At 64.4% G+C, this 1026-nt stretch carries 1 protein-coding gene; it reads right to left on the reverse strand.

Translation table 11 applies throughout. The annotated features are described in order from the left end of the window. Positions 1-594: DUF3577 domain-containing protein (locus ABT171_RS41805; protein WP_351252215.1), on the reverse strand; the 594-nt coding region annotated here is incomplete at its 3' end. Positions 595-1026 lie beyond the last annotated feature (432 nt).

The raw sequence follows: 1026 nt of genomic DNA on the forward strand, positions 1-1026 counted from the left end.
GATGGCCTGCACGCACCGGCGAACCAGGTGCTCGGCTTCAGGGGTGGCGACGATGGTGTCGAAGTACCGATAGTCCGGTTCACCGACAGGCCCGGCCAGAGCCGCGACGCAGCACGACAGGAACGGATCGCCATCCTTGGGGGTGACGTCCTTCGGACGGCTGAGGTAGCCGATGCCGCGGGTGATCAGCTCGTGCTGCTTGATGGAAGCCAGTTCGGCCCGGTCAAGCGGCTCGGCCTTGAGCAGTCGCGCCTTGAGGGACGCGGCGGCTTCACCCTTGCGCTCGCCCTTGTCGCGGATGTACGCATCGCCCCACAGGTCGCCGAGGCGGAAGCGCACCAGCGGGCGCTGCTTGGGATCGTCAACGCCGATGTAGCGCTGGACGAGGTTCTTGGCCTCGGCACCCGAGACCTTGACGTCGAAGTAGCGGTAGCTGGGGTCCCTGGCGGGGCCGACCAGCGCGGCAACGGTGCATGCCAGGAAAGGCTGCGCACGGCGGCCGCCCCGGACAGGCACTTCACGGACACGCTGGATGTAGCCGATGCCCGAGGTGTGGAGGTCGAAATACGATTTCTCGTTGGACGTGGTGTTCATGGTGAATCTCCATAGGGAAGAAGCGGAGACACACCAGCCCCACGCATGCGGGGAAAGGTGCGTAACCCCGCGGTGGGTCGATAAGGCGAAAGCATCCGCCACCAGAGACTGGTGGCCGCTCGCGGATGGATGCGGTGCGAGCTGGCTCGGTCACGCAGTGGGAACTGCGACGCAACCTTGAAGACCGATGGTTGCTTGGCATGTCGCTGACAACGTCAGCAGGCATGGGGTCAGCATGGCCGGGCCTCGCGCGCGCGACAGCAATCAATCGGCATCCGGGCGCTTCCCATTTTTTCCAGGCTGCCCAGTTCCGCCCAAAAGAAAGCCCCCGAAATGGGGGCTTCAAGGGGTATGCGGACATTTTTGGACTACGCCGATTCCACCGCCTCCAGCGACAGATACGTAGCGGTGGCGGACAGCTCCAGATCATCT

The sequence above is a fragment of the Streptomyces sp. NPDC001851 genome, from assembly GCF_040297165.1.
GTDB lineage: Bacteria > Actinomycetota > Actinomycetes > Streptomycetales > Streptomycetaceae > Streptomyces.